The sequence below is a fragment of the Nonomuraea sp. NPDC003709 genome (assembly GCF_040610775.1).
GTDB classification, from domain to species: Bacteria; Actinomycetota; Actinomycetes; order Streptosporangiales; family Streptosporangiaceae; genus Nonomuraea; species Nonomuraea angiospora_A.
Genome location: NZ_JBEXMW010000013.1, coordinates 328825 through 342620, shown reverse-complemented (window position 1 = coordinate 342620; position 13796 = coordinate 328825). Strand labels below are relative to the sequence as shown.

Sequence of the window (13796 nt, the reverse complement as noted above, 5' to 3'; positions counted from 1 at the left end):
GCGGGCCACCCACAGCCCTGGTCGCGCCGACTCCGCCGCGATCCGCCCGGCCCGCATCACGGAACCGTCATGTTCACCAGCGCTCGGCCAGCCCGGCGTTGATCTCCTTGAGCAGCACCGTGGCTGCGATGTGGCGGGCGCCCACCGGCAGCGCCAGCGTGGCCTGGGCGTGCCGTACGGCGTCGCCCACGGTCTCCAGCCCGAGCGCCACGGACTGCGGCGTACGGATGGCGGTGCTCGCGTGGATCCGGCGGGTGGCCAGGTTCAGGTAAGTCGCCAGCAGTTCGGCGCGCAGGGCGCGCGGCTGCAGCAGCGGCACTCCGACCGCGTTGGCGAACTCCGCCTGCGTCAGCTGCCCGTCGGCGGGGGAGATGTCATAGCGCTGGTCGGTCGCCTGGACGCGGGCCAGTGCCTCAGGAGTGCGCAGCGACGGGAAGATTGTCCAGATGGCCAGCGGCCTGGGGTCCCGAGTGGCGACCGGGAGCGTGATGCGCGTCTGCGCCGTGGCCTGTGCCGGGGCGTAGGGGCAATCGCCGCCGTCGCCGAAGGAGAGCGAGACCGGCATGGTCACCGTCGTACCCTCCTCCAGCAGCAGGCTGGGCCGGGCGCTGAAGGTGATGGTGCCGGACGCTCCCGGAGCGACCGCGCCGACGTTCCAGCGCAGCGTGGTGGTGCCGTCCGGGTCGCGGGTGACGGCGTCGGGCGGCGTGTCTTGCGCCGTGCCGTAGTAGAGGCCGGCGGGCAGCGTGGCGGTCAGCGTCGCGCCCGAGGAGGGCCCGCCTCCGGCGTTGCGGTAGCTGATCGTGTAGGTGAGGGGATCGCTTCCCGTCGCGGTGGCTTGCAGCGTCAGGGCAGGGCGGCGGACCGTGGTGGAGGCTGTGGCGGTGTTGTCGGCCAGCGTCCCGCTCTCGGCATAGCCCGCGGCGTTGACGCCCGCGACCGTCGCCGTGTTGGTCAGCACGGTCCCGTCGGGCGCGGTGCACGGCACGGTGTACGTGAAGTTCTCCCTGGCCGAGCCGCCGGTGGGCAGGTCGGCGACCGAGCGAGCGGTGCGCGTTCCGTCGGGCATGGCGTCGTCGATCGACACCCGGGTGGCCGTCGCCGGTCCCTTGTTGCCGGCGGTGACCGTGTAGGTGAGGGTTTCGCCCGGGGCGGCCTGCTCCTTGTCGACGGTCTTGGCGGCGGTCAGGTCGACGTGCGGGTTGAGTGCCTCGGCGGCTTCCTCGGTGATCTCCGCAGCACCGGCGCCGAGCACACCCTTGTGCGCGCCGTCGGGGAACATCGAGCTCTTGCGGAAGTCGAGGTTCAGGTGTTCCCAGTCGTTCCACGCGCGCAGCCGCTGGCCGGGTGAGGCGGGGCAGGAGGTCGTGTCGCCCTTGAGATTGATGTGGTTGACGTCGCCGGTCGCACCCTTCTCGTTCTTGCCATCGCCGTTCCAGTCGACCGCGAGGCCGCCGTCTGTGGTCTTCAGCGCGCCTGCCACGCCATAGATGACTGTGCGGTTGCCGGTGCCGGGGACGGCGGCGCTCGTCTCGTCCAGCCCTCCGTTCTCCTCAAGATTGGCGTGCTCGTGTTCCTGGTAGTCCAGGGGCCTGCCCGGATTGTTGGCGTTGGCGAACTGGTGGGTGTAGTTCATCACACTGAGGTAGTTCGGCTTGCAGTTGAAGCTGTCGACGCCGCCATGCTGCAGGCCCAGCGTGTGGCCGAGCTCATGCATGAACGTCCCGGCCTCCACCGAGACCTGGCCTTCCCGATCCTTGATGTCCGTGCCGTCCCAGGTGCCCAGGGTGATCGCGAAGTCGTTGCCGCCGGGCAGCGCGATGTTGGCGAGGGCGGAGCCGTTCACCGTGTCGAGGGAGTCGTCGCCGACCTCGGCCTGCCCCGACTGGGTACCTTTGCCGGTCACCCCGTGCGCCGAGACGGCGTAACGGAAGACCAGCCGCTTGGCGCCAAGAATGTTCTCGCAGTTGCGCGAGATCCGGTCGAGCACGTCACCGAAGGCACCGTCGCACTTGTACTCCTCGTACCCGGTCCTGATGTCGTCGAAGTCGTCCCAGCTCCCCGGAGCCTTGGTGTCGAACGCGATGCCCTCCGCCTCTGGGATCTGCTCGCTCTTGTGGACGTGCAGGGCGATTCCCCGCCAGGCGAACGCGTCGACGACCTGCTTGATTGCCGCGTCCGACAGCTCGCGCGGGCGCTTGCAGAACGTCGCCTCACAGCGCATCCAATCCAGCTCGACGAAGATGTCCTTGCGGCCGGGGTCCGCGTTGTACGGCGCCGCGTTCAGCGCCAGGTCGACGGTGCCGTCACCGTCGTAGTCGATGCCGTCGCGCTCCCAGGAGTCCAGCAGCCCGTCCTGATCGCCGTCCGGGGCCTGCCGTACGCGCATCATCGTCCCGCAGGTCCCAATCGTCGTGTCGCCGGTCTGTGACGAGGTGATCTTCACGCGCAGCCCCGACGTTTCGCCCGGCCCCTGGCCGTACGCCGGGGGCAGGTTGATCTCGGCCTGCACCAGTCCCGTCTCCTTGGCCAGCAGTTGGCGGTGGAAGACGGTGGGATGCCAGTAGTGGAAGTTCGCCTCCACCATCGACTCGAACCAGGCACTTTCGTCGCTGCTGTTCAGGTACGTGATCCGGATCCGCGGTCCCTCCCCCTCCCTGACGGAGACAGGGGAGGAGTCCAGGAACGTGCAGGCCGCGCTGACCGGTCCGGCGGCGGCGTGGGCGGCGGGCCCGCCGGATAAGCCGGCCGCGGCGATCAGAAGCAGGGCGAGAAGAGTCCGCATGACCGCGAGTGTCGGCCAGGCGGACCCGGCTCACCTGAGTAGCCCCTACTCAATCCCACGACACCGTGGCCGAACTGCGCGCCTGGATCCTCCTCCGAGGTAAGTTTCATCGCCTGCATGCAGAGCTGTTCGATGTGTCGTCATTTCACCTCCTTGCGGGACACGCGGGCGACGTCCGCCCAGTCGCCTCTGGCGAGCGGCGCGGTGTCCGGAGATCGTTGTTGCCTGGACTGGTGCGGCCGGTGCCCGTTGTGGTGGATCAGGTATTCGTGGAGCACGCGGTTCAGGAGTTCGCGGCGCAGGGTGCCGGTGACGGGCTCGCGGATGGCGTTCATTCTCGGCGTCCGCGGCAGCGTGGTGATGATCCGCAGCCCTTCGGTTGCGAAGACCTCCCTGAAGATCCCGGTTGTGGATCAAGAACCGCGGCTCGGCGATGCGGTCACCCGGGTCCATGGCGAGGTTGCGGGCCTGCTGCACCGTCCATGCTCCAGTCGGGTGCGGGGTCACTCCGGCCAGGTGCAGGCGTCGGGTGCCGTGCTCGATGAAGACCAGCGCATACAGCCGTTTGAGCGGTATGGTCTCGACCACCGGGAAGTCGCACGCGATGATCGCGTGGGCTTGAGCGGCCGGGAACTGCCGCCAGGTCGGCCCGGTCCGGCGGGGTGCGGGATCAATACCGGCGGCGTGCAGGACCTCCCACAATGGTGGCGCGCCACGATGCCTGCAGAGACACCGCGAACTCTGGATCCGGCCTTTCGACGCTCAGGCGCTGGCGTTGCCTGCTGAGAGCGACGGTCTCGATGAAGTCGCAGGCCAGCATGGCGTTTGCTTGCGAGCGCAGGAAGTCGGCCCAGGTGGTGGACGCCCGCTCGGGCGCCGGATCAAGACCTGCCTGCGTGAGGATCTCCCAGACGGTGGACGGCGCGACCGCGATACCGAGCGTGGCGAGCTCACCGTGCACCCGCCGATAACCCCAGCCGGAGTTCTCCCGAATCAGGCGCAGAATGAGGGCGCGGATGGAGCGGACCGTGGGTGGGGCGCCCACGTCGCTTTGGTCGGCAGATATGGGCGTGACATCGTTTCATCAGATCGCGGTGCCAGCGCAGGACGGTATCCGGGCGAACGAGAAGCCGCAATCGGCGCAGGACCTCGCGCGGCAGCGAGGTCAGGAGAGCGCGAGAAGGGCCCGGTCCTCGGGCGCGAATCTCACTCCGGTGTCAGCGCCGAATTGGCGTTCAAGGACGGCGATCTGGTGACGCAGGACGAGAAGCTCCACGTCCTTGTCCCGACGCGAAGCGATGCCGGCCAGCGCCGGTGTCGATGGAACGGTCAGGTTGTGGGACCTTGACCTCCGACGCACCCCGCGCCCACCCGATCCCGGCCACCTGCGCACAGGTCATCGTCACACGTGAAATTCCGCGCTGAAGCCCAGAACGCCGGTCGCCCTGGCCAGGTTCAGGGGGACCGTGCGGCCCGGCAGCGGACGGCGGATCTCGGTCGTGGGATGGAAACGGCGGAGCAGATCCTCGGTGGGGTGGGAGACGAGGGTTTCCGGGGCCGCCACGGTGATGACGTGGCAGCCGCCGAGGGCGAGGCCGAGCAGGCACGCCCGGGCCGCGTCCCGGGTTTCGAGGTAGGCCCACAGTCCGGCCGCGTGCAGGCCGGGGTCCAGCTCGCACCTGCCTGCGAAGTCGAGGAGGCGCTCGTCGAAGCCGCCGACGTACGGCAGGCGCAGGGCGGTCACCGACATGCGGTGGCGTCGCGACATCATCTGGGCGGTCAGCTCGTCGACCTGCTTGGACAGCGCGTAGGGATCCTCGGAAAGGGACGGCTGTTCCTCGTCCACCGGGACGTATCGCGGGTGGAGGGTGCGCGCGGCGAAAGGAAGGCCCGAGATCGCCGTGCTGCTGGCCGTGCACACCTGCCTGATCCCGGCCCGGCCCGCCTGTTCCAGCACGGTGAAGGTGGCCTGGGTGTTGGTGGCGAAGACCTCCTCGGCCGGATGCCGTTCGGGGGTGGGGATCGCCGCGAGATGGATCACGGCGTCCGCCCCCTTGAGGGCCTTCCGTACGGCGTGCGAGTCCGTCGCGGATCCCGCGACGACCAGCTCGGCCCTCAGATCTCCCGGATCTTCCAGCACGAGGGCGTTGGCCGTGATCCCCTGCTGCCCGAGCAGGTCGAGGACGGCCCGGCCGATACGGCCGGCAGCGCCGGTGACCAGGACACGCTTCATGCGTCTACTCATACCGGCGAATACACGCGAACCGCGACGACATGGGCGTACGGGGTCCCGTTGCCGGCGTCCACCACGATCCTCAGCGCGTCGGTGGTGACCGGCTCGAGGTCGTGGACGTTGCGGCGCCGCCGGTTGTCGCGCACCTCGGACACCGTCCGCCAGCCGCCGCCCTGCCGCACCTCCAACCGGTAGTCGCGGACCAGCGTGGGCATGACCTCGAACGGCGTGCGGTGGTGGTGCAGGTTGATCAGGTCCTCGTTCACGTCGTCGTCGGCCAGCACATCGACGCGGCTGATCGTCACCGGCGAGGGCCAGGACAGTTCGAGGGTGGCGGGCAGCCGATCCGACACCCACATGTGGGGCCCCGCGTGCGGGCGTTGGAAGCCGTCGAGCGCCTTGGACGGCGCGAAGGCATCGGTCGGGCCGGTCCGGTGGCAGAACGTACGGCGCAGCAGGCCCGAGTCGGACCACTCCCGCAGCAGTTGGGGTGCCTCGTCCTGGGGGCGCAGCGGAACCCGGGTCAGGCAGAGTACGCCGGGGGTGGGCCGGTCGGCGACGTGGAGGGCGAGGTCGGGGTTCGCGTGGATCAGGAGGAACGCGTTCTGCGCCCGAGCAGGCCGGAACGACAGATCCACGCGGACCCACTGGTTCTTCCCCGGTTCCACCGGAACGGTGAGCGAGGCGATCAGGTCCCGCGGCACGTAGTTCTGGCCCAGCATCGGATCGTAGAGATCCACGATCAGCTCGGCCCCGGCCGCCGCGTCGAGCATGAGCTCCACCGAGTCCAGGGCCGGGTCGACGGGCAGGATCAGGCCGGCGTCCGCCTCCAGCGGCCAGGTCTCGGCCGAGGTCTCCACCTCCAGCCGGGACAACGTGCCCGACGCGGCGGCGGTGGCCGCGCGAGCGAGATCCGCGGGGTCCTCGTACGGCAGGCCGATGATCGAGCCGTCCTCCCGCAGGAGGGTCGTCTGCAGAGCGCGCACGTCCAGTTCCCGGGGGGAGACGCCGTCGGCGACGCACAATGCGGCCGCCGTCCCGGCTGCCTGGCCGATCGTGGCGCAGGTGGCCATGACCCTGGTCGAACCGAACGCCACGTGCGACGCCGAGATGTTCCGCCCGGCCATGAGCAGGTTGGGCACGTTCTGCGAATAGATGGACCGGTACGGGATGTGGTAGATCCCGTCGGCGTAGCGCTGCCTCGCGCCGTCCTCCTTCGCGTACATGCCCTGCGGCGGGTGCAGGTCGATCGACCATCCGCCGAAGGCGATCCGGTCCTCGAAGGGTGTCTGGTCCAGCACGTCGTGCTGGGTGAGCACATGGTCGCCGAGGAAGCGGCGGTACTCCCGCTTGCCGGGCAGCGCGCCCACCCACTCCAGGGTCATGGTCTCGGCGTCGAACTTCCCCGAGTTCTTGATGTAGTCCCAGATGCCGTAGATGACCGACCACAGCTCGTCCCGGATGCGGTCGTTGTCGTGCACGGTGTCCAGCTCGCCGCCGAACTCGATCCACCAGTAGGCGCAGCCGTTGTCGCCCGCCCTGATGATCCGCCGCTCGGGGATCGAGGTTTCGGTGATGTCCTTGGCGAAGCCCGGCGGGACGTAACGGACCGGCTCACCCGCGTCCTTGGTGTAGAAGAGCAGCGTGCTGCCGAGCGTGATGTCGTCGGGCGCCTCGGGCGCCCACGGCTCGCCGTGCTCCGCGCGCCCCTCACGGCCGATCCGGTGGCGGGCGCCGGCCAGGTGGCCGACCAGCCCGTCCCCGGTGCAGTCCAGGAAGATCGGCGACTCGAAGGTGATCAGCCGTTCCGAGCCCATCATCCAGCCGGACACGGAGTCGATCCGCCCCGCCGAGCACGACACCTCCCGTACGTCGGTGTTGAGGAAGAGCGCGATGTTCGGCTCCTGCCGCACCAGGTCGAGGACGGTCGTGTCCCAGAAGTACGGATTGCCGTGTGGGTTCCGGTACTGGTTCTCCAGGAAGAGCTCGCCCATGATGCCGCCCTCGCGGGCGTGGTGGTTCTTGCCGTGGCCGGTCGCCCCGACCACCCAGACCCGTACCTCGCTGCTGGAGTTGCCGCCGAGCACGGGCCGGTTGGTGACGAGGGCGACCGTACGGCCCAGCCGGGCCGCGGCGACGGCGGCGTTGACGCCGGCCAGGCCGCCGCCGACCACGGTCACGTCGCGGGAAAGGGTTTCCGATCTCATAGCTCCAGCCCGTAGTAGAGGCGCGGTGCGCCGTCCAGGGTGACCCGCACGCGGCGACCGGTGGCGGTGATGGTGCGTTCCTGCCCGATGCAGTCGATCTCCCGGACCGTCTGCCCGGAGGTCTTCAGCGACAGGCGGGTCTTGGTCGGCCAGTGGTCCTCCCAGGCCTCGGGATGCGGATACCACTGGTCCTCACCATGGTCCCGGTTGAGGATGTAGCCGTCCTTGCGGCTCCACAGGACGGCCAGCTTGCCCCGCGGCGTGTCGAACAGCAGGCCCTTCAGATCGGGGTCGGCGAAGGTGAGCCAGCGCTTGAAGGTCGCGCCCTCCAGGTGGCGCGTGGCCGTGGCGAAGGCGAGCAGGGTGGGTTTGATGCTCGTGTCGCGGTTCAGCAGCCCGTGGTGGTATTCGGCGTTGTTCGGGTCCGCCTCCTGCGGGTGATGGATGGTGCTGTCGTGCGGCTGGTACCAGTTGACCCCGTCCACCCCTTCCGACAGGCAGAGGGCGAGTTGCAGGAGCGTGTTCTCCGCGGCCTGGCGGATCGTGTCGTTCCACCAGGCGTTGGGCCGGGTGCAGGCGTAGGCCTCGGTCAGCCACAGCTCCTTGTCCCCGCCGTACTCGTCCAACGTCTGCCTGGCCTTGCGCAACGAGCCGAGGAAGTTCCAGTAGGAGCCGTTGGAGCCCTGCTCCCACTCCTCCGGCGGCGGGGCGTGGTCGGCGGTGAAGTTGCCGCGGCCCGGGTGGAAGGCGAACGCGTCGATCAGGTCCCAGCCGCCGGCCGCGTGGAAGTTGGCCGTCCACCGGTAGTCCATGCCGCCGAGGCCGCAGTTCATCAGCTTGATGCCGGAGTCCTTGAGCCGGTCGTGGATCGGCTTCAGACCGTCGCGCACGTATTCGGCCGCCTTCTGCCCCGACATCCAGGGCTGGTTCAGCTCGTTGGCCACCTCGAAGTAGGTCGCGCCGGACTCGCGGGCGATCCTGGCGCGGTCGTCCGCCCAGGCGGCGACCTGCTCCGCCGTGCCGTTGTAGATCACCCCACCGAGCTGGACGTTGTGCCCGATGCCCAGCGCGTCGAGTTCGGCGGGCGGGATGCCCGGCGCGCCGTCGTAGGCGATGCGCACCCACTTGACGCCGATCTTCTGCATCAACCGGCCGACCTGCTCCTTGTCCGGGACAAGCAGCCAGGTGTAGTTGGAGATGCCGAAGATGCCCTCGCTCTGGTAGGCGTGCGGCTTCAGCGTGGCCAGGTTGGTGCGCGCGAACGCCTCCTCACCGCCCGAGGCGGCCTTGACCTCGACGAACACGATGCCCTGCGAGGGCGCCGGCACGGTGAGCGCCTCGGTCCAGGCGCCGCTGGGCTCCACGGTCCTGTCGAGGCGGCCGCCGCCGAGCACGGCGCCGTTGAAGTCGCGCGCCCACCAGGTGAGGCTCACCGGCTTGGCCGCGGCGCCGCCGTTGACCACCTGGGCGTTCACGGCCAGGGCCGCGCCCGGCTCGTAGAGGCCGAAAGGCTGGTCGCTCCACACGTCCACGCCGAGCGGCGCGGCGCTCGCCACGGCGTTGGCCGCGCCCGGCCGCATGTCGCCGAGGACCAGCTCGACCTGGGTCGCCCCATCCTCGCCCGCGGGTGCGTGCATCCAGGTGGCGTTGGTGAAGGCAGGCCTTGAGCTCCACAGCCGGAAGTAGGCTCGGGTGTCCGCCCAGGTTTCCTGATAGAGCGAGCCGGCGTTGACCTCGTACGGCACGCCGCCACGCGCGTCCTTGGTCCAGGCGGTGGCGGGCACGTACTTCTCGGGCGCCGTGTTGCCGATCAGGGTGCGGGCGAACATGTAGCCGGCGGGAGTCAGCGTGGCGCTGCCGCTCACCTCCCACTTCAGGCCCGCCCGGCGGGCGGCCACGGTGAACGTGCCGCGCACGGTCACCGCCGAGGCGCTCGCCGACATCTTGTAGACGACCTGGAGGGCGGGCTGCCCGTCCACGGTGGTCAGGCTCGGCGTGCCGCCGAACGTACGCTGCTGCCCGAGCACGCTGTCCTTGATCATGAAGTGGCCGATCCTGAGACGATCGGTTCCCGAACCGTCGCGGACCACGATCGAGCCGTCGGCCTCGGCGACAAGAGCGATGCCGTCGGCCGAGATCGACAGGCCGTCCGCCCGGGCGGGGGCGGCGGTGAGCGCGGAGGCCGCGCCGATCAGTGGGCCGGTCAGTGCGGCGGCCTGGAGGAGGGTACGACGGGAGACTTCCGGCACGGGGGTCTGCCTTTCGTGATTAGCCTTTGACACCGGTGAAACCGAGCCCGGCGACGACGTACTTCTGGAAGACCAGGAACAGCAGGACCGGCGGGGCCAGCGCCATCGCCATGCTGGCGATCAGCACGTCCTGCGGCGCCTGGTCGGCCAGCGTGGCCAGGGCCACACTGACGGGCTGCTTGTCCGGGTCGGTGATGGCCACGAGCGGCCAGATGAAGTCCTTCCAGCTGTGCATGATCGCGATCAGGCTGATGACGGCCAGGATCGGGCGGCTCATCGGCAGCACGATCCTGGTCAGGAGCTGCCAGGAGTTGGCGCCGTCCACCTTGGCGGCGGCGAAGAGCTCCGGCGGCAGCGCGTCGAAGAAGCGCTTGGCCAGCAGGACGTTGAAGGCGCTGGCCCCCGCGGGCAGCCAGATCGACCAGTAGGAGTCGACGAGGCCCAGGTCGATGATGGTCAGGAAGAGGCTGGTCATCGAGACCGTGTAGGGGACGAACATCGTGGCCAGGATCGCGCCGTAGATCAGCCTGCCGAGCCTGGGCTTCAGTACCGACAGGGAGTAGCCGGCGGTGATCGCCACGATGAGCTGGACGGCCCATGAGCCGCCGACGACCTGGAGCGTGTTGAGCAGGTAGTGGCCGATGCCCAGATCGTTCCAGGCGGTGCCGAAGTTCTCCGGCCGCGGGTCGCCCGGCCAGAGTTCGAGCGGCTTGGCGATCAGGTCGGTGGCGGGGGAGACCGCGCCCTTGACGGTCATGTAGAGCGGGCCGATGCCGATCACCAGGAGGAGCGCGAGGGTGAGCCACTGGACCGCGCGCACGGCCGCCCTGACCGCCGGGCGGCGCTCCTCGACGGGGGAGATCAGGCTCATGAGGAGCTCCAGGCGCGGGTGGCTCGCAGGTAGATCGCCGACATCAGGCCCAGGAAGATCGCCAGGAGGAAGGCGAGCGCGGCGGCCTGGCCGTAGGCGCCGTCCCGGAAGGCGTACCTGAAGATCAGCAGGAGGATCGTGAGCGTGCTGTTCTCCGGTCCGCCATCGGTGAAGACGTAGGGCTCGGTGAACACCTGCGTGGTGCTGACCAGCTGGAGGAGGAGCAGCAGGCCGATGGTGGGGCGTAGCTGAGGCAGGGTTATGTGCCACAGCCTGCGCCCGATCGATGCGCCGTCCATCTGCGCCGCCTCGTAGAGCTCCGAGGGGATGGTCACCAGGGCGGCGAGGTAGATGAGGACCGTGCTGCCCATCCAGGCCCAGGTCGACTGGATGACCAGGCTGAGCATCGCGGTCCTGGGCGACTCCAGCCAGGGGAAGGGGCCCACGCCGATCAGGCCCAGCAACTCGTTGAACAGGCCGTGCCCGGGATCGTAGAACCACTTCCACAGCAGGATCGCCACCACCGGTGGGATCACCACCGGGAGATAGACGAGGAAGCGGTAGACCCCGGCGCCCTTTCGCACCGTCGACATGACGGTGGCCAGGATCAGCGGCGCCGGGAACCCGATGAGCAGTCCCAGCCCGACGAACAGCAGGGTGTTCGCGATCGCCGTGTAGAGCAGTGGGTCCCGGACGAGCGCGGTGAAGTTGTCCAGCCCCACCCACGTGGCCGGGTCGACCAGGTTCGTCTCCTGGAAGGAGATCAGCAGCCCGCGGATCATCGGCCAGTAGGAGAACACGCCGAAGGCGACGAAGGCCGGGACGAGGAAGAGGAACGCCATGACGGAGTTCCCCCGCCTGCCGGCGCGTGGGGCGACCGTCACCGCCGGTTCGCGGCGAGCGAGGCGCGGGGCGAGCGTCACTGCCGGCTCGCGGCGAGCTTGGCGTTCACGTCGGTTTCGGCCTTGGTGAGGAGGGCGTCGACGTCGGCGTCCCGGTCGGTCAGTACGGCCTGCACCACGCTGTCGAGCACGGCGTAGACGGCCTGGGCCTGCACCGGGGGTTCGGCGCGGAGCCGGAGCCTGGGGGTGCCCTCGATCCACGGCCGGAAGTGCTCGAGCTTGACGTTCACGTAAGGCTTGACGGCTTCGTCGATCTTGGCCTGCTGGGCTTCGTCGAACATCGGCAGCGTCGGCACGCCCACGGCGGCGTTCGGGTCGGCCGCCAGCGCCTTGGCCCGTTCGGCGGCGGCGCCGGTGTCGTACTGCGGCTGGGCGTAGGCGAACAGCAGCCACTTGACGGCCGCGGCCGTCTTCTCGGCGGAGGCCGACTTGGGCACCATGTAGACGTCACCGCCGGTCAGCGTGGCGTTCCCGCCCGCCTGCGGGAGCGGCCCGATGCCGAACGCGTCGATGTTCGGCATGCCGTAGGTCATCTTGGCCAGCCGGTACGTGCCAGGCGTGCCCAGGTACATCCCGATCTCGCCGGCGGCGAACCGCTTGATCACGTCGTTCTGGTCGTTGAGCTGGTTGGCACCCATGGAGTCGTCGGTCCAGCGCATCTCCTTGAGCAGGGCCAGCGCCCGCTTGGTCGGGTCGGCGTTGAAGGCCGCCACCCACGTGTCGCCGGCGGGCTTCTCCATCTCGCCGCCGAAGGTGTAGGTCAGCTTCGTGAGCTGCCAGCCGCCCTGGTTGTTCTTGGACTCGTGCACGAACCCGGCCTTGCCGGTCTTCTCGGCGATCCGCTTGGCCCGGGCCCGAACCTCGTCCCAGGTCGTCGGCGGCTTGTCGGGATCGAGGCCCGCCTTCGTGAACAGCTCCCGGTTGTAGACGAGTCCCATCGCGAAGGGCGATTGGGGCACGCCGTACACCTCACCGGCAGAGTCGCTCAGCGGCCGCAGGACCTGCGGGTTGAACTCCTTGTAGTGCGGCCACTTGGCCAGCTCCGCGGCCAGCGGCTTGACCTGCTTGCGGGCGATGAGCCCCTGCGGCTCGGTGAGCGGCACCTTGATCACGTCCTCGACCTTGCCGCCGGCCAGTTTGGCGGAGAACGTCAGCGGGTCGTAAGCGGCCGAGGAGCCTTCAACGGCGATGCCGGGATTCTGCTTCTCGAAGTCGGCGACCATCTTCTCGAACGCGGCCAGGCTCGGCTTGTCGGTCGCCGGTGGCATGCCCTGGACCCTGAGGGTGATGGTGCCGGACTCCTGCCCGGCACCGGAGGACGATCCGCATGCGGCGACGGCCGTGGCCAGGACGGCCACGCCGAGGGAGGCGGTGATCTTCTTCATCTGAACTCCCGCGTTCAGGTCATAGCATTAAAAAAGGTGTTAAAGACGGCAGGGCGGGGCGGTGGTACGGCATGGCCGTACCACGGGGTTGTCGGTTTCGGTGAGTGGCGGACGGTACCGCGAGGTCTTCGGTCAGCTGTGGACGGGACCGGTCGAGGATCTGGGTATGAGCCGGGAGCCGATCTCCACGACGCGCCCGCCGCCCCGCCCGCCGATGGTGTCGAGCAGGAGGTCGGTGGCCCGGGTGGCGAGCTCCTCGGCCGAGATGCGGATGGTGGTCAGCGACGGGGTGGCGGTTTCGGCGAGCAGCGTGTCGTCTATGCCGATCACGCTGACGTCGCGCGGCACGTCGACGCCCAGCTTGGCGAGCTGATGCAGCACTCCGAGCGCGACCAGGTCGTTGTGGGCGAGCACCGCGGTGGCGTCGGCGGAGGTGACCAAGGTGGCGGCGTGCAGGCCGGTCTCGAAGCGCGGCTCGTAGGGGCCGAGCTCGACGAGGGACAGGTCGTGCGCCTCGAACGCCTCCCTTATCGACTTGCCGCGGCTGTGCTCGGGCCGCGAGCCGTTGATGAAGACACACCTGGTGTGGCCGTAGGCCTTCAGGTGCTCGGCCGCCTGGGAGATGCCGGCGGTCAGGGAGACCCGGATCTCCGGGATGCCGGGCACGTGCCGGTTGACCAGGACCACCGGCATGGTCTCCGCCAGCTCGCCCAGCCTGTCCTCCGAGAGGGTGGAGGCCCACAGGATCATGCCGTCGACCCGCTTGGAGACCGCGGCAATGGTCTCCAGCTCGTCGGACTCCCGCTCGTCGGTGTCGGCGGCCAGCACGGTGTAGCCGAGCCTGCGGGCCCGGGCCTGCATCGCCTTGAAGATCGGCGGGAAGAACGGGTTGGCGATGTCGGGGATGATCAGCCCGAGAGACTCGGTCTTCCCGCCACGCAGTGAGCGGGCCGCCGGGTTGGGCGCGTACCCCAGTTTCGCGGCCGTGTCCCGGACGCGCTGCAAGGTCTGGGGCTGCACCTGATCGGGGGCGGTGAACGCGCGAGAGACCGTCGAGACCGACACCCCGGCCGCCTGCGCCACCTGCCTGATCGTCACTGCCACGCTGTCCTCCTCGTACCGGTATGGAGGATGGTTGCAAACGTTCCCGGAAGCGTCAAGAGC

At 69.3% G+C, this 13796-nt stretch carries 10 protein-coding genes; all 10 read right to left on the bottom strand.

Going from position 1 to position 13796, the window contains the following annotated elements; translation table 11 throughout:
- Window positions 1-73: 73 nt before the first annotated feature.
- The gene (locus ABZX61_RS35730; RefSeq protein ID WP_355200521.1) at window positions 74-2785 is read right to left on the bottom strand and encodes a hypothetical protein; all 2712 of its coding nucleotides are present in this window, start codon (window positions 2783-2785) and stop codon (window positions 74-76) included.
- 140 nt (window positions 2786-2925) lie between these two features.
- Window positions 2926-3120: a hypothetical protein gene (locus ABZX61_RS35725; RefSeq protein ID WP_355200519.1), complete on the bottom strand. Its 195-nt coding sequence runs from the start codon at window positions 3118-3120 to the stop codon at window positions 2926-2928.
- Between the two features lie 335 nt (window positions 3121-3455).
- The gene (locus ABZX61_RS35720) at window positions 3456-3830 is read right to left on the bottom strand and encodes a hypothetical protein (protein WP_355200517.1); all 375 of its coding nucleotides are present in this window, start codon (window positions 3828-3830) and stop codon (window positions 3456-3458) included.
- A 357-nt stretch (window positions 3831-4187) separates the two neighbouring features.
- On the bottom strand, window positions 4188-5018 hold the full coding sequence (locus ABZX61_RS35715) for an NAD(P)-dependent oxidoreductase (protein WP_355200515.1): 831 nt from the start codon (window positions 5016-5018) through the stop codon (window positions 4188-4190).
- 8 nt (window positions 5019-5026) lie between these two features.
- Window positions 5027-7225, bottom strand: coding sequence for an FAD-dependent oxidoreductase (locus tag ABZX61_RS35710; protein WP_355200514.1), 2199 nt, complete (start codon window positions 7223-7225; stop codon window positions 5027-5029).
- Window positions 7222-9474 carry a hypothetical protein gene (locus ABZX61_RS35705; RefSeq protein ID WP_355200512.1) on the bottom strand — a complete coding sequence of 751 codons (2253 nt, stop codon included), beginning with the start codon at window positions 9472-9474 and terminating at the stop codon, window positions 7222-7224. Before ABZX61_RS35705 ends, ABZX61_RS35710 begins: the two co-directional genes overlap by 4 nt.
- Before the next feature lie 19 nt (window positions 9475-9493).
- Window positions 9494-10345 carry a carbohydrate ABC transporter permease gene (locus ABZX61_RS35700; RefSeq protein WP_355200511.1) on the bottom strand — a complete coding sequence of 284 codons (852 nt, stop codon included), beginning with the start codon at window positions 10343-10345 and terminating at the stop codon, window positions 9494-9496.
- Window positions 10342-11187: a sugar ABC transporter permease gene (locus ABZX61_RS35695; RefSeq protein WP_355200510.1), complete on the bottom strand. Its 846-nt coding sequence runs from the start codon at window positions 11185-11187 to the stop codon at window positions 10342-10344. The genes ABZX61_RS35700 and ABZX61_RS35695 overlap by 4 nt, the downstream gene beginning before the upstream one ends.
- 77 nt (window positions 11188-11264) lie before the next feature.
- Window positions 11265-12632, bottom strand: a complete 1368-nt coding sequence (locus ABZX61_RS35690; RefSeq protein WP_355200508.1) for an extracellular solute-binding protein — start codon at window positions 12630-12632, stop codon at window positions 11265-11267.
- A gap of 132 nt (window positions 12633-12764) precedes the next feature.
- A complete protein-coding gene (locus ABZX61_RS35685; RefSeq protein WP_355200507.1) occupies window positions 12765-13736 on the bottom strand; it encodes a LacI family DNA-binding transcriptional regulator in 972 nt (323 codons plus the stop codon).
- Window positions 13737-13796: the final 60 nt, after the last annotated feature.